The 22381-nt window shown below is 74.1% G+C and carries 20 protein-coding genes and 2 pseudogenes; 11 read left to right on the forward strand and 11 right to left on the reverse strand.

Annotated elements, in window-relative coordinates:
• Positions 1-95: 95 nt before the first annotated feature.
• Positions 96-1184 carry a PIN domain-containing protein gene (locus tag EV374_RS14975; RefSeq protein WP_132235711.1) on the forward strand — a complete coding sequence of 363 codons (1089 nt, stop codon included), beginning with the start codon at positions 96-98 and terminating at the stop codon, positions 1182-1184.
• 169 nt (positions 1185-1353) lie between these two features.
• On the opposite strand, the gene EV374_RS14980 is transcribed toward EV374_RS14975, so the two are convergent.
• The 5 genes from EV374_RS14980 to EV374_RS15000 form a co-directional block, all read right to left on the reverse strand.
• A complete protein-coding gene (locus EV374_RS14980; RefSeq protein ID WP_132235713.1) occupies positions 1354-2220 on the reverse strand; it encodes a trypsin-like serine protease in 867 nt (288 codons plus the stop codon).
• Between the two features lie 101 nt (positions 2221-2321).
• Positions 2322-2837 (reverse strand): 2'-5' RNA ligase family protein, encoded by a 516-nt coding sequence (locus EV374_RS14985; RefSeq protein ID WP_132235715.1) that lies wholly within the window; start codon positions 2835-2837, stop codon positions 2322-2324.
• 24 nt (positions 2838-2861) lie between these two features.
• Positions 2862-3908, reverse strand: coding sequence for an NAD(P)-dependent alcohol dehydrogenase (locus EV374_RS14990; RefSeq protein WP_132235717.1), 1047 nt, complete (start codon positions 3906-3908; stop codon positions 2862-2864).
• Positions 3909-4028: 120 nt separating this feature from the next.
• Positions 4029-4763 carry a Pr6Pr family membrane protein gene (locus tag EV374_RS14995; RefSeq protein WP_165947795.1) on the reverse strand — a complete coding sequence of 245 codons (735 nt, stop codon included), beginning with the start codon at positions 4761-4763 and terminating at the stop codon, positions 4029-4031.
• 156 nt (positions 4764-4919) lie between these two features.
• Positions 4920-5870 (reverse strand): hypothetical protein, encoded by a 951-nt coding sequence (locus EV374_RS15000; RefSeq protein WP_207914201.1) that lies wholly within the window; start codon positions 5868-5870, stop codon positions 4920-4922.
• Positions 5871-6072: 202 nt separating this feature from the next.
• Here EV374_RS15000 and EV374_RS15005 point away from each other — a divergent pair, with 202 nt between their 5' ends.
• From EV374_RS15005 to EV374_RS15015, 3 genes are all read left to right on the forward strand, one after another.
• The gene (locus EV374_RS15005; protein ID WP_132235719.1) at positions 6073-6984 is read left to right on the forward strand and encodes a DUF72 domain-containing protein; all 912 of its coding nucleotides are present in this window, start codon (positions 6073-6075) and stop codon (positions 6982-6984) included.
• A 102-nt stretch (positions 6985-7086) separates the two neighbouring features.
• Complete coding sequence (locus EV374_RS15010; protein WP_486485768.1) at positions 7087-7278, forward strand: hypothetical protein; 192 nt, start codon at positions 7087-7089, stop codon at positions 7276-7278.
• A gap of 60 nt (positions 7279-7338) precedes the next feature.
• Positions 7339-7866, forward strand: coding sequence for a DinB family protein (locus tag EV374_RS15015; protein ID WP_132235721.1), 528 nt, complete (start codon positions 7339-7341; stop codon positions 7864-7866).
• A 96-nt stretch (positions 7867-7962) separates the two neighbouring features.
• Here EV374_RS15015 and EV374_RS15020 read toward each other — a convergent pair whose 3' ends face one another.
• Both EV374_RS15020 and EV374_RS15025 read right to left on the reverse strand, forming a co-directional pair.
• Positions 7963-8328, reverse strand: a complete 366-nt coding sequence (locus tag EV374_RS15020; protein WP_132235723.1) for a hypothetical protein — start codon at positions 8326-8328, stop codon at positions 7963-7965.
• Between the two features lie 163 nt (positions 8329-8491).
• The gene (locus tag EV374_RS15025; RefSeq protein ID WP_132235725.1) at positions 8492-9127 is read right to left on the reverse strand and encodes a hypothetical protein; all 636 of its coding nucleotides are present in this window, start codon (positions 9125-9127) and stop codon (positions 8492-8494) included.
• A 193-nt stretch (positions 9128-9320) separates the two neighbouring features.
• Here EV374_RS15025 and EV374_RS32570 point away from each other — a divergent pair, with 193 nt between their 5' ends.
• Entirely contained in the window at positions 9321-9491 is a 171-nt protein-coding gene (locus tag EV374_RS32570; RefSeq protein WP_165947796.1) for a hypothetical protein, read from the forward strand.
• A 52-nt stretch (positions 9492-9543) separates the two neighbouring features.
• Here the strand turns inward: EV374_RS32570 and EV374_RS15030 are convergent, their stop codons facing one another.
• The 3 genes from EV374_RS15030 to EV374_RS15040 form a co-directional block, all read right to left on the reverse strand.
• Positions 9544-10407, reverse strand: a complete 864-nt coding sequence (locus EV374_RS15030) for an alpha/beta fold hydrolase (RefSeq protein WP_132235727.1) — start codon at positions 10405-10407, stop codon at positions 9544-9546.
• A 98-nt stretch (positions 10408-10505) separates the two neighbouring features.
• Positions 10506-11723 carry a glycosyltransferase gene (locus EV374_RS15035; RefSeq protein ID WP_132235729.1) on the reverse strand — a complete coding sequence of 406 codons (1218 nt, stop codon included), beginning with the start codon at positions 11721-11723 and terminating at the stop codon, positions 10506-10508.
• A gap of 221 nt (positions 11724-11944) precedes the next feature.
• Positions 11945-13213: a globin domain-containing protein gene (locus tag EV374_RS15040; protein ID WP_486485786.1), complete on the reverse strand. Its 1269-nt coding sequence runs from the start codon at positions 13211-13213 to the stop codon at positions 11945-11947.
• A 113-nt stretch (positions 13214-13326) separates the two neighbouring features.
• Between EV374_RS15040 and EV374_RS15045 the strand changes: the two genes are divergently transcribed.
• Together EV374_RS15045 and EV374_RS15050 are read left to right on the forward strand one after the other, a co-directional pair.
• Positions 13327-13926: an Rrf2 family transcriptional regulator gene (locus tag EV374_RS15045; RefSeq protein WP_132235733.1), complete on the forward strand. Its 600-nt coding sequence runs from the start codon at positions 13327-13329 to the stop codon at positions 13924-13926.
• Positions 13927-13935: 9 nt separating this feature from the next.
• Entirely contained in the window at positions 13936-14577 is a 642-nt protein-coding gene (locus EV374_RS15050) for a methyltransferase domain-containing protein (RefSeq protein WP_132235735.1), read from the forward strand.
• A 177-nt stretch (positions 14578-14754) separates the two neighbouring features.
• On the opposite strand, the gene EV374_RS15055 is transcribed toward EV374_RS15050, so the two are convergent.
• Positions 14755-16014 (reverse strand): SGNH/GDSL hydrolase family protein, encoded by a 1260-nt coding sequence (locus tag EV374_RS15055; RefSeq protein ID WP_132235737.1) that lies wholly within the window; start codon positions 16012-16014, stop codon positions 14755-14757.
• A gap of 447 nt (positions 16015-16461) precedes the next feature.
• Here EV374_RS15055 and EV374_RS15060 point away from each other — a divergent pair, with 447 nt between their 5' ends.
• From EV374_RS15060 to EV374_RS15065, 4 genes and pseudogenes are all read left to right on the forward strand, one after another.
• Positions 16462-18519, forward strand: coding sequence for a DNA topoisomerase IV subunit B (locus EV374_RS15060; RefSeq protein WP_132235739.1), 2058 nt, complete (start codon positions 16462-16464; stop codon positions 18517-18519).
• A gap of 29 nt (positions 18520-18548) precedes the next feature.
• A pseudogene (locus EV374_RS33430) lies at positions 18549-18809 on the forward strand (DNA gyrase subunit A); the annotation flags it as partial.
• Positions 18783-19613, forward strand: a pseudogene (locus tag EV374_RS33435) (LAGLIDADG family homing endonuclease); the annotation flags it as partial. The pseudogenes EV374_RS33430 and EV374_RS33435, both read left to right, overlap by 27 nt.
• Before the next feature lie 150 nt (positions 19614-19763).
• A complete protein-coding gene (locus EV374_RS15065; protein ID WP_486485787.1) occupies positions 19764-22343 on the forward strand; it encodes a DNA topoisomerase (ATP-hydrolyzing) in 2580 nt (859 codons plus the stop codon).
• The last annotated feature ends 38 nt before the right edge of the window (positions 22344-22381 follow it).

Here is a 22381-nt window from a genome sequence, read left to right on the forward strand (position 1 = left end):
AGCACTACCCGGTGGCCGGCCGACCCGGCGGGCACCGCGCCGGGTCAGCGGCGGACGTGACGGTGCGGCGTCCCGCCGGGGGTAGGCTGACCTGCGTGGATCACGAAGACCGCATCGCCCTCTTCCTCGACTACGAGAACCTCGCGCTGGGGGCCCGCGACCACCTCGGCGGCGTGGCTTTCGACTTCCGTCCCATCGCCGACGCCCTCGCCGAGCGCGGCCGGGTGGTGGCGCGCCGGGCGTACGCGGACTGGTCGTACTTCGACGAGGACCGGCGGATGCTCACGCGGTCGCACGTCGAGCTGATCGAGATCCCCCAGCGGATGGGGGCCTCGCGCAAGAACGCTGCCGACATCAAGATGGCCGTGGACGCGGTGGAGCTGGCCTTCGAGCGCGGGTACATCTCGACCTTCGTGATCTGCACCGGCGACAGCGACTTCACCCCGTTGGTCCACAAGCTCCGCGAGCTGAACAAGCGCGTCATCGGGGTGGGTGTGGAGAAGTCGACCTCGGCGCTGCTGCCGCCCGCGTGCGACGAGTTCCTCTACTACGACCGGCTGGAGGGCGTCGACATCCCGCCCGCCCGGGTCCGGCGGGGCCGCCCGGCGCGCCTGCCCAGCCCCGACGTGCCGCGGGTGGAGCAGGAGCCCGAGCCTGAGCCCGAGCCGCAGCCGGCGGCCGAGGAGGCCGGCCGGGACGTCGACACGCTCGCCGTGCTCGTGGCGCAGACCGTCGCCGGCCTCCAGGGCAGTTCGAGCGGCGAGGTGACGGCCTCGACGTTGAAGCGCACCCTGCTGCGCAAGGACCCGACGTTCAGCGAGTCCGATTACGGGTTCCGCACCTTCGGCGAGCTCATGCGGCACCTCGCCCAGCACAACGTGGTCGAGCTGGGGGAGGGACCCGCCAAGGGCGACCCCGAGGTCTCCCTGCCCGAACACGGCGACCGGGAGGTGGCGTTCGGGCTGCTCGGCTCGGTGGTGTCGGACCTCGCCGGAGACGAGGGCGCCGTGGCCCTCTCCGGGCTGAAGAACCAGCTGCGCCGGGCGCGGCCCGACTTCAGCGAGAAGAAGCTGGGTTACCGCAGCTTCCTCCAGTTCTGCAAGGCGGCCGCCACCAGCGGCGTCGTCGACCTGCGGTGGAGTCCCGAGGCCGACGACTACCTGCTCACCCCCAAAGCCGCCTGAGCGGTCGCCACCCGGCGGTGCCGGCGACGAGGGCGGCGGTACGGCCACCACGGGCACGCCGTTCCTCGCCCAGCGGCACTTCGTCGAGGGCATCGCCACCACCGGTCGCAAGGGCTGACCCGCCGCGCCCGCCCGGCCCGTCGCGCGGGCCGGGCCGGGCCTCGGCGGGTCAGGGGACGGTCACGCCGTACGCGGCCAGGATCTCCATGATCGGCTGGTAGTAGGTGGTGCCACCGCTGGTGCAGTTGCCGCTGCCACCGGAGAGGATGCCGAGGATCGTGCCGGTGCCGGCGGCGTAGAGGGGCCCGCCGCTGTCACCCGGCTCGGCGCAGATGTTGGTGCGGATCAGGCCGGAGACGCTGCCCTCGGCGTAGTTGACGGTCGCGTTGAGCGCGGTGACCGTGCCGCAGCGCACCCCCGTCGTGGAGCCGCTGCGACAGACCGCCTGGCCGATGTAGGCGTTGCCGGCACCGTTGATGGTGAGCAGGCCGGGGTACGTGTAGACGGCGCTGGGGTGGGCGACCAGGCTCGTGTAGCGGACCAGCCCGTAGTCGTTGCCGGGGAAGCTGCTGCCCGCCCGGCTGCCGAGGACGGTGGTCTGCGCGCTGTTGGCGTACCAGGTCGTGCCGACGGCGGTGCAGTGGCCGGCGGTGACGAAGTAGTAGGTGCTGCCGCTGCGGACGTTGGCGCCGAGGGAGCACCGGCCGCCACTGTAGATCGCCTGCCCGCCGGCGATGAGGACGCGCAGCTCGCCCGGCTCGTGCCGGAGCACCGCACCGGCCCGGGCGGCGGTCGCCCGCAGCGCGGCGACGTCCCGGGCGGAGACGGTGTCGTCGACGGTCAGGGTCATCCGGCCGGTGGCGGGGTCGAGCCCCCAGGCGGTGCCGGCGGTACGGACCTGCGCGAGCGCGGCCGCGGCGCGGCCGGCGTCGTGTCCGGGGGCGGCCCCGCCGTGGCCGGGGGCGGCGTGGGCGGGCGTCGGCAGGCCGAGCAGCAGCGCGGCGAGCAGGAGCAGGGCGGGCGGGAGACGACGCATCGAACCTCCATAGATTCGTTTCTGTCGATTCCCTACAGGATCCACCCCCGGCGTGACACGGACAAGCGGCTCGGCGTGCCGGCGACCCGTCCGAGGTCCGGCTACGGCAACGGCTGGGAGATGCCCCGGGCGTGGTCGGTGAGGGCCGCGCCGACGACGGTCGCCTCCAGCGGCAGCATCTCCAGGCAGCGGCGCACGGCGGCGGCCATCAGGGCGTTCGGCACCCGCATCGACAGCGTGCAGTGCGGCACCCAACGCCCCGGCCGGTAGTGCTCGACCAGCCCGATCCCCGCCTCGGCCAACCGGTCGTGCACCCGCGCGTGGTGCGCGAGCAGTTCGGCGGTGGGGGTCGGGCCCAGCCACAGCACCCGGCCGACGAACTGCCCGGCGTGCGCGAAGCTCAGCCGCAGCGGCGCGGCCACCACCGTCCCGCGCAACGCCGCCGCGACCCGCTCCGGATCGAAGCGGGTCGCGACGGCGAGTGAGACGTGTGGCCGGTGACGCTGCTCCAGCAGCGACCGCATGCTCTGCACACCCTCGGACTCCAGCGCGTCCCAGAGCACCCGGATCCGTCGGGTGGCGTCGGTGTCCAGGTAGAGCTCCAGCGCCGCGACCACATGATCATCCTAGGGTCGCGGTGGTCACGGCACGATGACCGCCCGGCCCTCCAGCGTGCCGTCGCGCATCTTCCGGTACGCGACGACCGCGTCGTCCAGCGAGAAGGTGCTGGCCTTCGGCTTCACCAGGCCCCGGGCGCCCAGTTCGAGCACCTCGATGAGTTCCGGCCGGCTGCCCCAGTACGTGGTCTGGATGCTCACCTCGTACGGCACCGAGAAGAAGCCGACCGGCAGGGTGCCGCCGCCGATGCCGACGATGGTGAGGTCGCCGACGGTGCGGGCGGCGGCGGCGCCGAGCGCGAGGGTCGGGTCGGCGCCGACGAAGTCCAGGACCACGTCGGCGCCCCGGCCGCCGGTGGCCTGGCGGATCTCCTGGGCGGTGTCCGCGCCGGAGAGCATCGTCAGGTCGGCCCCGCACTCCGCGCCGAGCTTCAGCGCCTCCTCGCGGGTGTCCACCGCGATCACCCGGGCCGCGGTGGTGGCCTTGAGGATCTGCACGCCGACGTGCCCGAGCCCGCCCACGCCGATCACCACGGCGGTGCTGGTCGGGCCGAGTTTCGCCCAGGAACGGCGGATCGCGTGGTAGGGGGTGAGCCCCGCGTCGGTCAGCGGCGCCGCCAGCACCGGGTCGAGCCCGTCGGGCAACGGCACCACCTGCCGGGCCTGCGGCACCAGCATGTACTCGGCCATGCCGCCGTCCAGGCCGAGGCCGCCGCCCCCGCCGGGCACCGGCGCCTCGGCGGTGTTCTCGCAGTACGGGTCGACGCCCACCCGGCAGCGGGCGCAGGTGCCGCAGCCCCACGGCCCGTAGACGGCCACCGGCTGGCCCACCGTCAGCCCGCCCACCCCGTCGCCGAGCGCGTGCACCCAGCCGGCGTTCTCGTGGCCGAGGGTGAACGGCGGGTTCCAGGGCACGGTGCCGGCCTCGAAGTCGTCCATCAGGTGCAGGTCGGAGTGGCAGGCGCCGGCACCGCCGATCTTCACGACCACCTGACCCGGGCCCGGGGTCGGCTCGTCGACCTCGACCAGTTCGGGCTCCGACTTCCAGTTGGGCAATCGCAGCGCGCGCATGACGCCTCCTGTTCTCCCGCTTTCGGTCCGCCTGCCGGCTGCCCGTTCCGCGGGAGCCCAAACGGCCCGCCGCGACGCTCCGGTCCGCCCCGTGGCGGTGAGCCGCCGCAGGAGTGGATGTCAGGGGAAGGCCGTCGCGTCGGGCCGGGCGGCGTCCGGGGCCGTCGAGGGGGCGTCGGGGGTTGTCGCGGAGGCGTCCGGGCTGGTCGAGGGGGCGGCCGACGCCACGGCACGGCGGCCCAGGCCCCGGTCGACGGCGACGAAGAGCAGGCCCAGCAGCCAGAACGCGGCGGCGAAGAAGACCGCGCTGACGGCCACCCCCGCGTAGCCCAACTCGCCCGCGTCGATGAACGGGTACGGGTACCGGTCCACCACCAGCCCGCGCAGCAGCGCGAAGCCGAGGTATCCGAGGGGGAACGCCAGCCACCAGGCCGCGTAGCGCGGGCGGAGCCGGCCCCGGCGGTCGAACAGCGCCCAGTCCGCCACGGCCAGCAGGGGCACGACGGTGTGCAGGAACTGGTTGCCCAGCGCCTCGCCGAGGGTACGGTCGGCCTGCGGCATCGCGAACGGGCTGGCCGGGTTGGCCAGCACCAGGTGGTAGACCACGCCGGTGATGGTGATGTAGAGCGTGACCGCGCCCTTGAGCGCCGAGGGCGGCTCGGGCCGGTCCTGCCGGGCCAGCCAGGCGGCGTATCCGGCGAAGAGCCCGACGGCGAGGTTGCTCTGGATCGTGAAGTAGGGCAGCAGGCCGGTGAGGGTGGCGGAACCGAGCGCGGTGAGCACGATCCCGGCCAGCACGCTGATCACGATCGCCAGGCGGAAGACCACCGCCACGCGTCGACGCCGCAGACTCATCGGGGCAAGCTACCAGCCGCCCGGAGCCGAGGTCACCAGCCGACGCCACGCGGGCCAGCCGCCGGGGGAGCGCGTGCCGGCAGGGACGAGCCCCACCCGTCGGCGGCCCGGTCAGCCCGCCTCGCCGCCGCTCAACCCGGCGGTCCGGCGGTCCGGTCAGCCCGCCTCGCCGGCGCTCGGCGCGGCGGTGTGGCGCCCCTGCTCCGGCGGGAGGTGGGCGGGGCCGGGCCCGGCCGGTCGCGCGGCCGTGGCCGACGGCGACGCCGTGGGCGGCGACCCGGTCCGCCGGCTCGGGTCGGCTGCGGGCCGGCCGGTCGGGTCCGCTCCGGGCCGGCCGGTCGGGTCGGTACCGGGCCGCCCGGTCGGGTCGGCTCCCGGTCGGCCGGTCGGCTCCGCTCCCGGATGGCCCGTCGGGTCGACTCCGGGGCGGCCCGTCGGGTCGACTCCGGGGCGGCCGGTCGGCGTGACCGTCGGCCCGCCGGACGGGCTGCCGTGCGGGGCGGGGCTCTTCGGCTCGTCGGCCAGCACCCGCTCGCAGTAGCCGGCCACCTCCCCGTGGCCACCGGCGGCGCGGATCAGGTCGCCGAAGGCGGCCTCGTCCGGGGGACCGCCGTCGCCGGCGTTCGCCCGGTACGCCCGGCACGACTCCCGTACCGCCGCGTCCGGCTCCGGCCGACCGTCCACCCCGCCCGTCGGGGCGGACGGCGGACGGTGGGCCGTCGTGGGGGCGGCACCCGTGGTGGGGGCGGGCCCGGGAGCGGCGGTGGTGGGTGCCGGACCCCGCAGCGGGTGGGGCAGCGCGCCCCCGGCGGCGGCGAGGGCCACCCCGCCCGTGAGGGCGAGGGCGGCACCGGCCAGCGCGGCGCGTACGCCGAACCCCGCGAGGGCGGGACGGCGGCGCGGCTCCGGCCGGCCGAGCGGGTTGCCGGCCCGGGCCAGCCGGTAGGCCCGTACGGCCGCCTCCTCGCCGGCCAGTTCGTCGGCGTGTGGCGTGGCGCGGACCGCCGTCAACAGCGACGTGAGTGGATGCGGGCCGTCCTGCGGGTCGAGGACAGGGCCGGCGAGCAGCCGCTCGACGGTTTCCTGGTCCATCCGGTGTGCGTTCATCTCGTGTCCCTCAGCGCCACGGGCCGTCGGGCCGTCACACGGGTCGGGGTGTGACGTGCGACAAGCGCCGGGCCGGGGCGGGCCGGGACCGACCGGGTCAGCCCGTGTCCTGGCACGCCGTCGATCGCCTCGCGCAGGAGCCCGGACGCCGGGTTTCCGCCAGCGGTTGCCGATTCGTCCGGTACGCGGTGCACTGAATCACATGGGTGTGATCAAGGTGGGCACGTCGTCCTGGGCGGACCAGATGCTGCTGCGCTCGGGCTGGTATCCCCGCACGGCCAACACCCCGGCCGGTCGGCTCGACTTCTACGCCGGGCGCTTCCCGCTGGTCGAGGTGGACACCTCCTACTACGCGGTGCCCGTCCCGGAGACGACGCGAGGCTGGGTGGACGCCACGCCCGAGGGCTTCACCTTCGACGTCAAGGCGTTCAGCCTCTTCACCGGTCACCCGACACCGGTGGCGGCGCTGCCCCGCGACCTGCGCCCGGCCGGCGGCCCGAGCCGGATCCGCCGCCGGGACCTCCCCGCGGCCGCGTACGACGAGCTGTGGGACCGGTTCCGGGCGGCGCTGGACCCGATCGCGGCGGCCGACCGGCTCGGCGCGGTCCTGCTCCAGTTTCCGCCGTGGCTGGCCCGTGGGGCCGCCGCCGAGCGGCGCATCGCCGAGCTGGCGGAGCGGTGCCAGCCGTGGCGGGTCGCCGTCGAGCTGCGCCACGCGTCCTGGTTCGACGGCACCGCCGCGCCGGACACGCTCGGGTTCCTGCGGGAGCGCGGGCTGTCGTTCGTCTGCGTCGACATGCCGCAGGGGCACGCCTCGTCGGTGCCGCCCATCCTGTTCGCCACGGCGGAGCTGGCGGTCGTCCGGTTCCACGGCCACAGCACCGCCTGGGAGACGGGGGACAAGCAGGAGAAGTTCCGCTACGCGTACGGCGACGAGGAGTTGCGCCGCTGGTCGGAACTCCTGGCCGAGCTGGCCGGGCAGGCGGGGGAGCTGCACGCGCTGTTCAACAACTGCTGCGGCGACCAGGCCCAGCGTGACGCCGCCCGACTCGCGGAGCTGCTCGGGGTCCGCCCGGTGGGACGCGACCGGGCGGGAGCCGGTTCGCCGTCCTGAGCACGCGCCGGCCCCACCCGGGATCGTCGGCGCGGCGGCCAGGTTTCCCCGCCGGCCGCCCGGGTACCGGCGGGGGCGTGAGCGACGGAAGGGGACGCGGTGATGGGTGAGCAGCGGCAGGAGCATCCCGGGGAGGCGGCGCCCGGCGTACCGGGGGACGCGGCGGCGCGCGAGACCCGGGAGGCCCAGGAGGCGCACGGCGGCAGCATGGCGCCCGCTCTGGTGGACGACACGGGTCACCCGGTGGCGGCGGACCCGGCCGAGATCGTTGAGGAGGACACCGCCGGCGGCTGACCCCGGGGCGCGGGGTCCAATTCCGTGGACCGGGCCGGTGCCCTCCGGCATGATCGCCGGATGGCGACAACCTCCCGTGCGCTGCTGCGCTGGCAGTTCGACCTGACGTGGTCGCTGTTCGAGTACCACCTCGAGCGCCTCGACGCGGCGGACTTCCTCTGGGAACCGGCCGCGCTCTGCTGGACGGTGCGTCGCGACCCCGCCGGCGGCTGGACACCCGACTGGGCCGACACCGAACCCGACCCCGTGCCGGTCCCGACGATCGGCTGGCTGTCCTGGCACATCGGCTGGTGGTGGACGGTGACCATGGACCATCTCGGGGGACGGCCGGCACGGCAGCGCACCGACGTGCGATGGCCGGGCGCGGGCGAGCCGACGGTCGCCTGGCTGCGGGGTCTGCGCGCCGAGTGGCTGGGGCATCTCGACCGGCTCACCGACGCCGACCTCGACGGCACCGCGCCGTTCCCGTGGCAGGACGACCCGGGCCACACGGTGGCGCACATGCTCGGCTGGGTCAACGCCGAGCTGATGAAGAACGCGGCCGAGATCGGTCAGCTCCGGCTGCTGCGGGCGGCGGGGCGCGCCTGACCGCCGGGGCTTCCGGCGGGGGCGGTCCCGTCCGCGCGGCTCAGCGCCCAGGTCGGGCAGCCACGCCTCGTGCGACCCCGTGCCGGGGCGCGCCCGTCAGGAACGTCGGCCCCTGGTCCGCAGCGCGTCCTCCGTCCGCTCCTCGACGTCCGCGGCGTCGGGGAAGGACCGTCGGGCCGGCGCCGGGTCGGGCGGCGCGCCGGGGCCCGCCGGCCGCGTGGGTGTCGGTTCGACCGGGCCGAAGCCGTGCCGCCCGGCGGGACCGGACGGTCCCGCCGGCTCGTCGGCCCGTCGCTCCCCGCGCCGCCCCTCCGGCGCGGCGGTCTCCTCGCTGCCCTCGTTCATGGGGTCGTGCTCACCGACACCCCACGGCGCCTCCACGTCCATGCCGTCCCTGGTCACCCAGGGCGTGGTCGCCTCCGGTGCGCGTCGGCCCCCGCCGTGCCCCTCTCCTGCCGTCATGGCCACCTCGCTGCTCGGTCCGCCGGTACCGGCCCCGAATGCCCGTCACCGGGGCGGTCATGCCTCGCCGGCGCCCCGGGGCCGCGGTACCGGCGGGTGGGGACGCGCGCAGCGGCGCCCCGCCGCCGAGGAGTCGGCGGGACGCCGTCCGACGGCACGTCGGTCAGCAGCGGCCGGACTTCGCCATCCGCTTCTGCCTGGCCCCGCCCATCGCCATGAGCGCGCCCATCCCCTTCGGGGCGTTCCGCATGCCGCCCATGCGCCCGAACATCCCCCGGAACACCTCGCCGGGCTTCTGCTGCTCGCCCATGTACGCGGTCATCACGATGAGCGCCCCGGTCATCGCCGGGACCGCCCACTGGAGCATCCGCATCTGCCGCTGGCACGACGCCACGTTCGACGGCGTGTGCGAGTTCGGCTCGGTGACCCCCTCGACCGCCGGCCCGCCGGCCTTCTCCAGCTTCATGCCGAGCAGTCGGCTGTAGCCGGTCACCGCCAGCGCGCCGACCGTCAACGCCGTCTTCAGCGTGCTGGCCCGGGCCACCCCCGACTGGGCGGCCACCCGGGGGCTCTCCGTCACCAGCTCCCCGACGGCCCCCGCCAGGTGGGCGCCGATCGCCGCGGCGTTCACCGGGGTCCACCGGGCCCAGCCGGCCGAGGCCATCGGCAACCGCTGGGTCGAGTCGTTCATCTGTGCCGCCGCGCCGTTGACGCCGAACGCTCCCATCAGGGAGCCCCCGAACCAGGCCGCCAGGCCCAGGTCGTGCATCGAGCGCAGTGCGGTGTGCCGTTCGGACATCTGATCCCCTTCCACCGTGTCGGGCGGTGCGGCATACCCGCCGCCCGGCCGGCTAATCCCGCCCGTGACCTGCCGATACGCCGCGGCCGCACAGATACCGGGCCCGGGGCGTCGTCGCCGGGGACGGGCCGGGAGGAGTCGTCGGGGCCGGCGCGGGTAGTTCGTCGGACGACCCGAGCGAGAGGGGAAGCGGATGTCGCAGCCCGAGGAGAGCCGGGAGAAGACCGCGTCGACCGACGCGGTGCTGATGCACCCGGACAACGATCCGCGCAGGACCACGGCGCAGGTGCCGCCGCCCGCCGAGCGCGGCGAGACCCGCGTGGAGCGCGACGGCGAGATGGTGCCCGTCGACACCGACGAGTGACCGTCTGGGTCCCGGGCGGTGGTCGCGCCGCCCGGGACGCGCCCCGCCCGGGTCAGCGGGGCGGCAGGTCGGCGGCGAAGCGGGCCACCCGGGCCGCCAGCGGGGCGCTCGCGCGTACCCAGGTGAAGTGGTCCATCCGGGCGCCGGCCTGCGCCGGCGTGTAGCGCTCGCGCGCGACGGGCGCCACGGTCAGCTTCGCGCACAGGTGGTCGACGGTCTCGTGCGGGGTGTACTGGTCGTCGTCGACGCTGACCGCGAGGACAGGGGTCCGCAGCGCCCGCACGGCCGCCTCGGCGTCCACCCCGTCGAGGTGCGGGAAGCGCCCGGTCCGCGCGGTGTACGCCCAGTCCCGGATGACCCCGCGCGCCTGCCGGCCGCCGAAGCCCCAGCCCGGCCAGACGCCGAGCAGCCGGGCGCTCGCCGCGATCCCCTGGGTGTACGGCAGGACGCCGTACCCGCGCAGGCCCGGGTAGCTGCGCCACCACGGTACGCCGACGGCGACCAGCGCCAGCCCGTCGACGTCGTGCTCGCCGTGCAGGGCGAGGTGCAGCAGCGCCGCCTGCCCGCCGAGGGAGTGCCCGAGCAGCAGCGTCCTGCGCCCGTCCCGCCGGGTCTTGAGCGCCGCCAGTGCGCAGCCCACGTCGGCGGCCAGTTCCGGGTAGCCGTACCGGCAGGCGCGGCTCGGCTTCGGGGTGCTCTCCCCGGTGCCGCGCAGGTCGGCCACCGCCACGGCCAGGCCGGCGGCGCGCAGCGCGGCGGCGAACGGCCGGTAGTAGCGCGCCCGGACGCCCATCGCCGGCGTGATCAGCACCAGCGGGGCGTCGGCGACGCCCTCCGGATCCGGATACACCTGTAGCCCGATGCGGGCCCCGTCGACCTCGACGAACTCCTGCCGGTATTCCCCCGTCGCGTTCACCGGCCCAGGCTACGGCCCGAGGCTACCGGCGGGTAACCGTGGGGTGGTGGGCGTCACGTCCCGGGCGACGACCGGGGGCCGCCCACCACCACCCCGCGCTACGCCACCGCCGGAGCAGGCCGGCCGACCGTGCTGACCGTGGCGTAGACCGTGCTCAGCTGCTCGGCGCAGCGCCTCCACGAGTACCGGTTGCGGATCCGGTCCAGCGCCGCCGTCGCGTACGCGAAGCGACGGACCTTGTCGGCGAGCAGCCGGCGGACCGCGGTACCGAGGGCCCGGGGGTCCCGGGGTGGCACGAGGTCGCCGGTCAGGCCGTCGACCACGGTGTCGGCGATCCCACCGACGTTCGTGCCGACGACCGGTACGCCGCACGCCATGCCCTCCAGCGGGGTGAGCCCGAACGGCTCGTACCAGGGGGCGGCCACCAGCAGGTCCGCCGAGCGGTACCACGGGGCCAGCTCCTCCCGGGGCAGCCCGCCCACCAGCTTCACCCGGTCGGCGACCCCGCAGGACTCCGCGAGCGCGCGGAGCCGGCGGGCGAAGCCGTCCGCGGGGAGCAACTCCGCCGGCGGGCCGCCGACCACCACGCACTCGGCGTCCGGCACGGCCGGCAGCGCCCGGACGACGTCCTGGATGCCCTTGCGCTCCACCAACCGGCCGACGGTGATGATCCGGGGGCGGGCCGGGTCGCGCGGGGCGACGGGCCCGTCGGGACGGAACAGCTCCTGGTCGACCCCGCCGGGGACCAGCGTCATCCGGGACCGGGGCACGCCCAGGCGGACCAGCTCGCCGACCTCGTCCTGGCACTGCACGATGATCCGGTCGGCGGCCCGGCCCAGGGCCCGCTCGTAGCCGACCCGGCCCGGTGGGCTGGTGTCCCGGGCGCCCGGCAACCGCCGCTTCACCGAGCCGAGGCTGTGGTACGTCAGCACCACCGGCACCCCGGTGCGCCGGCCGGCGTGCAGGGTGGCCAGCCCGCTCGTCCAGAAGTGGGCGTGCGCCACGTCCGGCGCCCAGTCGCCGTCGCGCCACTGACCGGCCAGCCAGCGCCCGAACTCGCCCAGATGCGGCAGCAGCTCGTCCCTCGGCACCCGCAGCGCCGGACCGGCCGGCACGTGGCACACCCGGTAGCCGTCCGGGGTGACCACGGAGTCGGGCGGGACGGCGGAGTCCCGGCGGGTGTAGACGCGGACGTCGTGCCCCTCGCCAACCAGCGCGGCGGCGAGCTCCGCCACGTGCGTGTGCTGACCGCCGGACTCCTCCACCCTTCCGACGGCGAGCGGACTGGCGTGCTCCGAGATCATCGCGATACGCATGTGCTTCCTCCATCGGCCGGCCCGTCGGCGGGGACCCGGTCGAGCCCCGGGACGTCTCCGCGCCGCCTGGCGGACCCCGCCGCAGAAGTCCCTACCCCCGACCTTCCCTCCTAACCGCCGCCTGCCCGGCTCGTCCTGACGGGCCGTCCGTCGGGTGTGGAGCGGCCGACGGGCGGTGGGGCGAACCGCCCCACCGCCCGTGACCGCCCGGTCGCAGCCGGTCAGGACCGCTCGTCGTGGAGCATGCCCGGCCCGAAGACCTCGTAGGCGATCCGCTCCACCGGCACCCCCCGGCGCAGCAGACCGCCCCGGACGGTGTTCATGAACGGCAGCGGCCCGCAGAGGTGCACGTGGGCGTCGGGGGAGAGCGGGATCAACGCCGGGTCGACCCGGCCGGCGATGACCTCGGCGGTCACCCCGGCCAGTTCGCCGTCGGTGAGGTCCTCGTACCAGAGGGCGGTGCGCAGGTTGGGCAGCGCGGCGTGCAGGCGCGGCAGTTCGCCGCGGAACGCGTGGGCCGCGCCGGCCCGGTCGGCGTGCACGAGCACCACCGGACGCTGCGGCTCGGTGGCGGCCAGGTGCTCCAGGGCGGCCATCGCCGGGGTCAGGCCGATGCCCGCGCTGACCAGCAGCAGCGGGCCCTCCCCGGCCACCGCGCTGACCTCGCCGAACGCCGGGCTGAGCCGGAGGACGTCGTCGACGCCCACGCGCCCGTGCAGGAAGGTGGAGACCACGCCGTCGGGGGCGTCGCCGACGCCGCGTACGCGCTTGACGGTGATCCGCCAGTGGTCGGCGCCGGGGCGGCCGGAGAGGCTGTACTGGCGGATCTGCTGACCGCGCCCGCCGTCGAGGTCGACGGCGACCGAGGTGTACTGGCCCGGGACGAAGGTGGGCACCGGGCCGCCGTCGGCCGGGACCAGGGTGAACGACACGACGTCCAGCGCCTCGGTGGCCCGGGCGACGACCCGCCAGTCCCGCCAGACCGGCTCGCCCTCGGCCAGCCCGGCCACGGTGTAGAGGCGGGCCTCCCGGGCGATCAGCTCGCAGGCCAGCAGCCAGTAGACTTCGTCCCAGGCCGCCGCGACCTCGTCGGTGACGGCGTCGCCGAGCACCTCGCCGACGGCGGCGAGCAGGTGCCGGCCGACGATCGTGTACTGGGTGGCGGTGATGCCGAGCGAGGCGTGCTTGTGCGCGATGCGGTCCAGGATCGGCCCCCATGGTGCGTGGCTGCCCCCGGTCAGGTGCTCCGCGTACGCGACCACGGCGGCGGCGAGGGCGGCCTTCTGGGTGCCGGTGGCCTGGTTGCTGCGGTTGAAGATGTTCAGCAGTTCGGGGTGCGCGTCGAACATCCGCTCGTAGAACCGGCCGGTGATCGCCTCGCCGTGCGCCTGCACGGCGGGCAGGGTCGCCGTCACCACTGCTGCTGAGGACTCCGAGAGCACGACTGTCTCCTTCTGGGCTGAACCGCTCGGGCCCCGACAGCAAAACAGGTATTCGAAATACCTCTTCAGGGCCGAAGGTCCCGGGTCGAGGGTCGTCCGGATCACACCCGGGGTTCGGCCGGCCGTGGTGGGCGGTCGACCGCGCTGGCTAGGGTCGAGGCGTGAAGCTCAACCGGTCCACCGACATGGCGCTGCGCATCGCCATGCTCGCCGCCGCGAACCCGCGACGGATGACCGTGGACGAGCTGTCCGACCAGCTCGACCTGCCCCGCAACCACGTCGCCAAGGTGGTGCAGCGGTTGCAGCGGCTCGGGGTGCTGGTCACCATCCGGGGCCGTTCCGGCGGGGTGGCCTTCGCCGAGGACGGCGGGAACGCCACCGTCGGGCACGTGGTCCGGGCCTTCGAGGGTGACGACGAGGTGGTGTCCTGCGACGAGCCGGCCTGCTCGCTGCGCGCGGCCTGCCGGCTGCGGGGGGAACTGCGCCGCGCCCGCGACGCCTTCCTCGCCGTGCTGGACGACGTGACCCTCGGCGAGCTCGTCGCCGGGCCGACCGGCCCGGCGCTGCTCGCCCTCGGCCTGCCCCGCCCCCGGCCGGCGCCGTCCGGAGGGTTGCCCGGGCGCGACGCGACGCCGTCCGGAGGGCCGCCGGGGCGCGACACGTGGTCCTCCGCGACCGTGCCGGGCCCGCCGCAGCCCCACGCGCCGTCGTCGTCTGTCGGGCCCGCCGGAGCCCGGCCGGCCGTACCCGGTCCGGTCTGAGGAGTGACGATGCCCGGCAACGCGGTCTCCCACCCGGTCTTCGCCCGGGTGTTCCAGCGGGCGAGCGTGGCAATGGACCGCGCCGGGGCGGCCGCTCACCGGCGGCGCCTCGTCGCCGGGCTCGCGGGCCGGTTGGTCGAGGTCGGCGCCGGCAACGGCCGTACCTTCGCGCACTACCCGGACACCGTCGAGCGGGTGCTGGCGGTGGAGCCGGAGCCCCGGCTCCGGGCGGCGGCGCGGGAAGCGGCGGCCACGGCTCCCGTACCCGTCGAGGTGGTCGACGGCCTCGCCGAGGCGCTGCCGGCGCCCGACGGCGACGCCGACGCGGTGGTGTTCTCCCTGGTCCTCTGCTCGGTGCCCGACCAGGCCGCCGCGCTGCGCGAGGCCCGCCGGGTGCTGCGGCCGGGTGGGCAGGTGCGCTTCTTCGAGCACGTACGCGCGCAGAGTCCCGGCCTGCGCCGCGTGCAGCGGTTGGCCGACGCGACCGTCTGGCCGCTGCTCTGCGGCGGCTGCCACACGGGCCGCGACACGGTGGCCGCGATCCGGGCGGCGGGCTTCACCGTCACCGAGCTGGACGCGTTCCGCTTTCCCGACAGCCGACTCCCGGCCCCCGCCGCCCCGCACGTGCTCGGCGTGGCCACCCGCGACTGATCCGCCCTCGCCTGTGACGCGCGGGTCGTCCGTGGCCGCGCCGGTCGTCCATGACCGCGTCGGCTGGCTGTGGCCGTCGGACCGGTGCCACTCACCGTTGCCGCGTCGGTCCGTTCCGGGCCCGGACGTGGCGGAACCCCGCGCCAGGCGGCACGGGGTTCCGGGACGCGGTCGCGGTCAGGAGACCGTGATCGAACCGTCCCCGGCGCGGACGCAGGCCACGGAACGCGCACCGGTGGTGGCCGCGCCCGTCAGGCACTGCCCGAGCACCTGGTGGCCGGCGGCGTTCGGGTGCCACGACTCCTGGCAGGTCTGGAAGTAGCTCACGCAGGTGTTCGCGATCCGCTGGATGGCGATCTTGTCCTTGCCGGAGAGGCTGGTGACGAAGACGCCGTTGGGCGGGCTGTCCTGCAACCGGATCGGGGTGGCCAGGGTGCCGGCCGGGCTGGTTCCCGACTCGCAGAGCCGGGCGCCGTCGAAGGCCCGCTGCACGTTGAGGTAGACCAGGTCCGCGCCGGGGAACTCGGCGGCCAGGGTGTCCCGGGTGGACTTCACCAGGGTGCCCAGCCCCTGCGAGAAGCGGTGGCCCGGCAGCAGGCTGGCCCGATGGATCGGGCAGCCGGCCGCGTACCGCTCGGCACCCAGCGCGCGGAACTTGTCCCGGGTGTCGTCCCGGCTGTCCTCCTCGTGGAACCCGGGGGCGAGGTCGAACGGCAGCGGGTTCGTGTAGTCCTGGAAGACGACCCGGTGCTGGCCGTCGGCGTCGATCTCGCGCAGCGTGGCGAGGAGTTGGCGTACGGCCGAGGTGGTCTCCGCGGTCGCGGCGCTCCACTGGGCGGCGGTGGCCAGGTCGGCGTCGGAGCAGGGCTTCTGCTCGACGGGGCCGTTCAGGTAGGCCCAGAACTCCCACCAGCCGGTCCAGGCGTCGGCGATGAACCGGTTGGCGCACTTCTCCGCGACGTTGCCGAAGGTGAACGAGCTGTTGTTCGAGCCGAGGCCGAGCAGCACCAGGTCGATGTCGTGGGTCCGGCCGACCGCGCGGAGCTGGTCGAGCTGGGCGGCCACCTGACGCCCGTTGGCCCGGGCCGAGGAGGCGGCCGCGATGTCGTGCGGCTGCCCGCCGGAGCAGGCGAGGTTGAACCGGTCCTGGATGCCCGGCAGGTTGGCCCGGTGCAGTGAGGCGTTCGCCGAGCGGTGGCAGAAGAACGCGTTGTTGTTCGCGGCGGTCCAGCCCGGGAAGCCCTGGGCGACCCCGTTGGCGTCGGCCACCGGGGTGTACGCCCCGGCGCCCTCGCCGCTGATGAAGCTGTCGCCGAGCGCCACCGCGGCGGTGGGCGGGGCCGCCGAGGCCGGGGCGCTCAGCCCGACGGCGGTCGACAGGGTGGCGGTGGCGACGGCGAGCGCCGCCGCGAGTGCGGTACGACGGAACCTGGACATGACGTCCCCTAACTGTCCATCGAAATGTGAAAGATCCTCCGAGGGCGCGATCAGATCACTCCGGCACGACGGGCGTCAATGGCCCGTAACAAGATCTTTCCGAGAGGGGCACACTCGACCCGGCCGCGGCCCCGGCGGCGCCGGCGGTCGGAGCGTCGGTCCGGGGCGCCCGCCGCGCAAGGGAAGGCCGGCCACGGCATCGTTGTTGTCCGGGTGGAACCGTCCGCGACCGGCCCGGCACGCAAACCGGTCAGGGCGGCTCCGATGCGCCGCAACCGGACGGAACGCGCTACCCTGCCGCCCGGGCCCGACCCACGACGAGGCGCGTGCCTCGCTGCGGGGCGCCGTCGTCCTGTCGCATCTCCCGGTTAGGCTCGCTGCGGCGCGCCGGCCGGCCGACGACGTCGGACGCGGCACCACATCGCCGAGACCTGGGAGTACGACCAGTTGACCGCAGAGCCTGAGACCCTGTACGGGGCCGACGACCTCACGCACCTCGAGGGGCTGGACGCCGTCCGCAAGCGGCCCGGCATGTACATCGGCTCCACCGACAGCCGTGGCGTGGGTCACCTCGTCAACGAGATCCTCGACAACTCGACGGACGAGGGCGTCGCCGGCCACGCCACGAAGGTGGAGGTGACGCTGCACGCCGACGGCTCGGTCCAGGTCGACGACGACGGTCGGGGCATCCCCACCGACGTGCACGCGAAGTCCGGCATCTCCGGCGTCGAGCTGGTGCTCACCCGGCTGCACGCGGGCGGCAAGTTCGGCGGCTCCGGCTACAAGACCTCCGGCGGTCTGCACGGCGTGGGCGCCTCGGCGGTCAACGCGCTGTCCCGCCGGTTCGACGTCACCGTTCGCCGGGGCGGCAAGGTCCACGCGATGTCGTTCCGGCACGGGGTGCCGGGGATCTTCGACGGCGACGGCCCCGACGCGGCGTTCACCCCGGGCCCCGGCCTCCAGATCGTCGGCGCGATGAAGCGCGGCCAGCGCACCGGCACCTCGATCCGCTGGTGGCACGACGCACGCTACTTCGAGACCGGCGCCCGCCTGGACGCCGAGGCCGTGCGGATGAAGCTGCGCAACACGGCGTTCCTGGTGCCGGGCGTGAACTACACGCTGCGCGACCACACCGGCGAGGAGCCGACCGAGGAGAGCTTCCACTACCCCGATGGCCTGACGGACATGGTGGAGTTCCTCGCCCCGGCCGGCGACCGGCCCGTCTCCGGCATGCTGATGGTCACCGGCGAGGGCACCTACCGGGAGAACGCCGCCGACGCCAACGGCGTCATGCAGTCCAACGTGCAGCGTCGGGCCGAGGTCGAGGTGGCCTTCCGCTGGGGCACGGGCTACGAGCGCACCGTCGAGTGCTTCACCAACACCATCCGCAACGCGCACGGCGGCACCCACCGCAAGGGCTTCGAGCGGGGCCTGGCGCGTACGCTCGCCGACGCCGTCCGCAACACCCGTGGCCTGCTCAAGGCCAAGGAGGACCCGCCGACCCTCGACGACGTCCTGGAGGGCATGACCGCGGTCGTGCACGTCCGGATCCCGGAGCCGCAGTTCACCTCGCAGACCAAGGACGAGCTCTCCACCGCCGGCATCACGAAGGTGATCCAGGGGCTGGTCGAGCAGCACCTGAAGGCGTGGCTGGAGGACCGCAGGACCAAGGCCGAGGCGCGTACGGTCCTCCAGAAGATCGTCGACGCGGCGCGCGTGCGGTTGACCCAGAAGCAGCAGAAGGACGCCGCCCGGCGCAAGACCGCCCTGGAGGGCGCGTCGATGCCGCCGAAGTTGGTCGACTGCCGCGCGGCGGGCATCGATCGTAGTGAGCTGTTCATCGTGGAGGGGGACAGCGCACTCGGGACAGGGCGACTTGCCCGATCTGCCGAATATCAGGCGCTTCTTCCGATCCGGGGCAAGATCCTCAACGTGCAGAAGGCCAACCTCCAGCAGGTGCTGGACAACGCCGAGTGCGCCGCGATCGTGCAGGTGCTCGGCGCCGGCTCCGGCCGCACGTTCGACCTGTCCGCGATGCGCTACGGCCGGGTGCTGATCATGGCGGACGCCGACGTGGACGGCGCGCACATCCGCACCCTGCTGATCACGCTCTTCGCCCGCTACATGCGACCGCTGATCGAGGCCGGCCGGCTGTACGCGGCGATGCCGCCCCTGCACAAGATCACCACCAGGGGGCGCAACCCGCAGACGATCTACACCTACACCCAGGCCGAGATGGAGGCGACGGTCCGCAAGCTGGAGAAGGCCGGCAAGCAGATCGTCACCCCGATCCCGCGGTTCAAGGGCCTGGGCGAGATGGACGCCGACGAGCTGTGGGAGACGACGATGAACCCGGCCACCCGGGCCGTGCGCCGGATCACCCTCGACGACGTCGACGCCGCCGAGCGGATCCTCGAACTGCTGATGGGGGAGAAGGTCGAGCCGCGCCGCAACTGGCTCATCGACTCCGCCGACCGGGTCGACCGCGAGGCGATCGACGCATGAGCACCGCCCGCCGAGAGGGAAGCTGAACGATGGCACGCCGTAAGGACGACCGCGCCAAGGTGGACCTGTCCGCCTTCGACCAGGCCGGCGCGCGGGTCTTCGACAACCCGCTGGTCACCGAGGTCTCCGACTCCTACCTGGAGTACGCCTTCTCGGTGATCCACTCCCGGGCCCTGCCCGACGCCCGCGACGGCCTCAAGCCGGTGCACCGGCGCATCCTCTGGTCCATGTACGAGCAGGGCCACCGCCCCGACCGGGGGCACGTGAAGTCCGCCCGCATCGTCGGGGACTGCTTCGTCGCCGGGACCCTGGTCTCGACGCCCGAGGGCCTGCGGCCGATCGAGGATGTCGACGTCGGTGACCTCGTGTTGGACGGCGACGGGGCTGCCATCCCGGTGGCCGCTGCTTATCGGAATCCGGATTCGGAGCTGGTCCGGGTCACGTGGAGCAACGGCCACACCATGGTCGTGACGCCCGGACAGCGTTTCCGTGTGGTGGATGAGGACCTGGCTGTCCGGTGGGTGGAAGCCCGAGACCTGACTGGGCATCTCACTGTCGCGTACGGGACGCGCCGCGGGGCGGCACCGGCACCCGCATCCGGCGGCGATCCGTACGACTACGTCCGTGGGCTCGTGGTGGCCGAAGGATTCGCCGTCGATCGGTCTCGCGACGCTGACGGCCGCGTACGGCTGCACATGTGCGACGTAGAACCGCTCGACGTCGCCCACGGGTGGGCCATCGCGAACGGATTGAACGCCTCCCGAGGCAAGCGCGAAGCAAGCGATCCGCGCCATCGTGACCAGCACATCCTCACGTTCGCCAGGCACGAGGGGCTGCTCGAGGCCGGCACGCCACTCAGTCACGCGAAGCGCGTGCCCGACGACGTGCTCGCAAATCGTTCCGCGTGGTCGCCGTTCCTCGCCGGCTTCTTCGACGGTGACGGCTACATCCGCAAGCGTTACCGCGAACTCGTCTTCGTAAGCACCAGCGAGGTGTTGGTGCGTCAGATCTACTCCATGCTCGCCGACCTGGGGGTGCACGGTCACCACTGGAGCAGCGGACGCGACGGACACCGCCCGCTTCTCGGCCTCTCCGTCACCGGCCGGGATGCTGCTGTGGTCGCCGAGTTGCTCCTGCCCTGGGTACGCATCGGTTACAAGAGCGACGGCCTCCGGCGGGTGGTCGAGCTGGGCTATCGATACGGGGGCAAACAGGGCAACGACCGCCTGCCGTGCCGGCCGGTGATGCAGGAGTTCACCAACGCCCATCAGGGCGGTGGATGGTTCCGCGACGAGGACGGCAACGCCTTCCGGGCGTCCCTGTCAGGCCCTGGGAGCAAGGTGCGGTACGGCAAGGACCGCAACGGTCTGCCCTTGTCGGAGCGGTCGTTTCCGCTTTGGCGCGCGGAGCGGGACGGTTGGGTTCGCAAACTCCGGCGCATCGGTTCGCCCCTCGCCGGCCGACTCGAGTCGTTGGCTGGGCAGTCGTTCCTGCGGGTTGTCTCCGTCGAAGCCGTGGCGTCCGCTACCACCTACGACATCCAGGTCGACTCCGACGAGCACGCCTTCGTAGCTGAGGGCTACGTGGTCCACAACTGCATGGGCAAGTACCACCCGCACGGCGACACCGCGATCTACGACGCGATGGTGCGGCTGGCGCAGAGCTTCTCGTTGAACGTTCCCCTCATCGACGGGCATGGAAATTTTGGCAGTCCGGACGACGGGCCGGCGGCCTCGAGATACACCGAGGCCCGGATGTCGCGGGAGGCGATGCTGCTCGTCGGCGAGCTGGGCGAGGATACGGTCGACGTCGAGCCCAACTACGACGGCTCGCTGACCCAGCCCACCGTGCTGCCCGCCGCGTTCCCCAACCTGCTGGTCAACGGCGCGTCGGGGATCGCGGTCGGCATGGCGACCAACATGATCCCGCACAACCTCGGCGAGGTGGTCTCCGCCGCCCGCTGGCTGATCAACCACCCGGACGCCACGCTCGACAAGCTCATGGAGTTCGTCCCCGGTCCTGACCTGCCCACCGGCGGCCTGCTGCTCGGGCTCGACGAGGTGCGGCGGGCCTACGAGACCGGGCGCGGCGTCGTGCGGATGCGGGGGAAGGTTGAGATCGGCCCGCTGGAGGGCAGCCGGGGCCGGCAGGCGATCACCGTCGTGGAGTTGCCGTACGGCGTCGGTGCCGAGAAGGTCATCGCGGCCATCACCAACGAGGTCAACAAGACCAAGCGGCTCACCGGCATCGCCGACGTCAAGGACCTCACCGACCGGGAGAGCGGCACCCGCCTGGTCGTCGAGTGCAAGGTCGGCGTCAACCCGCAGGCGCTGCTCGCCGACCTCTACCGGCTCACCCCGCTGGAGCAGTCGTTCGGCGTCAACAACCTGGTGCTGGTCGACGGGCAACCGCAGACCCTCGGGCTGAAGGCGCTGCTGGAGGTCTTCCTGGCCCACCGCTACGAGGTGGTGACCCGGCGCAGCTCGTACCGCCGGCGCAAGCGCCAGGAGCGGCTGCACCTGGTCGACGGCCTGCTGATCGCCCTGCTCGACATCGACAAGGTGGTCAAGCTCATCCGGGCCAGCGAGGACGCCCAGGCCGCCAAGGACGGCCTGATGCAGAAGTTCAGGCTTTCCGAGATCCAGGCCACCTACATCCTGGACACCCCGCTGCGCCGGCTGACCAAGTACGACCGGATCGAGCTGGAGGCCGAGCAGGAGAAGCTCCGCAAGGAGATCGCCGAGCTCTCCACGATCCTCGACGACCCGAAGGTGCTGAAGAAGGTCGTCTCCGACGAGCTGGCGGCGGTGGTGAAGCAGTTCGGCGCGGCGCGTCGCACCACGCTCGTCGACGGGGACCTCAAGGAGGTGCTGGCCGCGTCCGCGCCGGCCGGCCCGCTGGAGGTCGCCGACGACCCGTGCCAGGTGATCCTCTCCGCGACCGGGCTGGTCGCCCGGACGGCGGCGGAGTCGGAGGAGGCGTCCGAGGGCCGGCGGCGGCACGGCCGGACCAAGCACGATGCCGTACGCGCCGTCGTGCACTCCACCGCCCGGGGGAAGGTGCTGCTGGTGACCAGCGCCGGCCGGGCGTTCAAGGTCGACGTGCTGCCGTTGCCGGTCCTGCCCGAGCAGGCGGGGACGGTGTCGCTGCGCGGCGGGATGGCCGCCGCCGAGCTGGTGCCGCTGGAATCGGGGGAGACCGTGGTCGGGCTGGCCCCGCTCGGGCCGACGGCCGAGGGCTCCCCGGGCCTCGCCCTGGGCACCCGGCAGGGCGTGGTCAAGGTCTGCGCACCGGAGTGGCCCGTCCGCTCGGACGAGTTCGAGGTGATCGGCCTGCGGGAGGGCGACGAGGTGGTCGGGGCGACCTGGCTCACCGACGGCGCGGAGACGCTCACCTTCGTAACCTCGGAGGCGTCGCTGCTGCGGTTCGCCGCCGGGCTGGTCCGGCCGCAGGGGACCAAGGGCGGGGGAATGTCGGGCATCAACCTGCCCGCCGGTGCCCGGGTGGTGTTCTTCGGGGCGGTCCGCACCGACGACCCGGGCCACGGCGAGCCGATGGTGGTCACCTCCACGGGCGCCACGGTGAAGGTGACGCCGTTCCAGGCGTACCCGGCGAAGGGGCGGGCGACCGGCGGCGTACGCGCCCACCGCTTCCTCAAGGGTGAGACCGACGTGGCCGTCGCCTGGGTCGGGTCGCGTCCGGTGGCCGCCACGGCCACCGGCGAGCCGGTGGAGCTGCCGGCGGCGGACCCGCGCCGCGACGGCTCCGGCTTCGCCGTGATGCTGGGCCCCACCGTCGTCGGCCACCAGATCGAACGCGACTGACCCGTCACGGGAAGGGCCGGCTGCACACGCAGCCGGCC

The organism is Micromonospora sp. CNZ303 (assembly GCF_004345505.1).

What these genes read in the sequence shown, in the direction of transcription:
- EV374_RS14980 (WP_132235713.1), bottom strand. Translation starts at nt 2,220, where the DNA reads ATGCGTCGTCTCCCGCCCGCCCTGCTCCTGCTCGCCGCGCTGCTGCTC.
- EV374_RS14990 (WP_132235717.1), bottom strand. Translation starts at nt 3,908, where the DNA reads ATGCGCGCGCTGCGATTGCCCAACTGGAAGTCGGAGCCCGAACTGGTC.
- EV374_RS14995 (WP_165947795.1), bottom strand. Translation starts at nt 4,763, where the DNA reads ATGAGTCTGCGGCGTCGACGCGTGGCGGTGGTCTTCCGCCTGGCGATC.
- EV374_RS15000 (WP_207914201.1), bottom strand. Translation starts at nt 5,870, where the DNA reads ATGAACGCACACCGGATGGACCAGGAAACCGTCGAGCGGCTGCTCGCC.
- EV374_RS15005 (WP_132235719.1), top strand. Translation starts at nt 6,073, where the DNA reads ATGGGTGTGATCAAGGTGGGCACGTCGTCCTGGGCGGACCAGATGCTG.
- EV374_RS15010 (WP_486485768.1), top strand. Translation starts at nt 7,087, where the DNA reads ATGGGTGAGCAGCGGCAGGAGCATCCCGGGGAGGCGGCGCCCGGCGTA.
- EV374_RS15015 (WP_132235721.1), top strand. Translation starts at nt 7,339, where the DNA reads ATGGCGACAACCTCCCGTGCGCTGCTGCGCTGGCAGTTCGACCTGACG.
- EV374_RS15020 (WP_132235723.1), bottom strand. Translation starts at nt 8,328, where the DNA reads ATGACGGCAGGAGAGGGGCACGGCGGGGGCCGACGCGCACCGGAGGCG.
- EV374_RS15025 (WP_132235725.1), bottom strand. Translation starts at nt 9,127, where the DNA reads ATGTCCGAACGGCACACCGCACTGCGCTCGATGCACGACCTGGGCCTG.
- EV374_RS32570 (WP_165947796.1), top strand. Translation starts at nt 9,321, where the DNA reads ATGTCGCAGCCCGAGGAGAGCCGGGAGAAGACCGCGTCGACCGACGCG.
- EV374_RS15035 (WP_132235729.1), bottom strand. Translation starts at nt 11,723, where the DNA reads ATGCGTATCGCGATGATCTCGGAGCACGCCAGTCCGCTCGCCGTCGGA.
- EV374_RS15050 (WP_132235735.1), top strand. Translation starts at nt 13,936, where the DNA reads ATGCCCGGCAACGCGGTCTCCCACCCGGTCTTCGCCCGGGTGTTCCAG.
- EV374_RS15055 (WP_132235737.1), bottom strand. Translation starts at nt 16,014, where the DNA reads ATGTCCAGGTTCCGTCGTACCGCACTCGCGGCGGCGCTCGCCGTCGCC.
- EV374_RS15065 (WP_486485787.1), top strand. Translation starts at nt 19,764, where the DNA reads ATGCAGGAGTTCACCAACGCCCATCAGGGCGGTGGATGGTTCCGCGAC.